We start from the raw sequence: 226 nt of genomic DNA, 5'->3' as shown, positions 1-226 counted from the left end.
AGAAGACGTGGACAAACAGCAGGAACTTGTGGACAAGTTCAACGAGGAGCATGATGACATCGAAGTGACACTGGAAGCGTATGGGAGTGACTTTGATACAAAAATCAGTGCCGGAATGGGATCCGGGGATACTCCGGATGTGATGTATATGTGGAACTATCCATCTTACTATGATGGGCTGGAGCCGCTCGATGAGTATATCTCCAAAGAGGGAGATGAGTACAAA

At 46.9% G+C, this 226-nt stretch carries 1 protein-coding gene; it reads left to right on the top strand.

Features of this window, described 5'->3' with window-relative positions; translation table 11 throughout:
* Positions 1–226: extracellular solute-binding protein (locus tag HJY11_RS13930; RefSeq protein WP_243764573.1), on the top strand; the 226-nt coding region annotated here is incomplete at both ends.

Origin of the sequence: Bittarella massiliensis (ex Durand et al. 2017) (genome assembly GCF_017566145.1) — a bacterium.
GTDB lineage: Bacteria > Bacillota > Clostridia > Oscillospirales > Ruminococcaceae > Bittarella > Bittarella massiliensis_A.
This window is presented reverse-complemented; position numbering and strand designations above follow the sequence as displayed.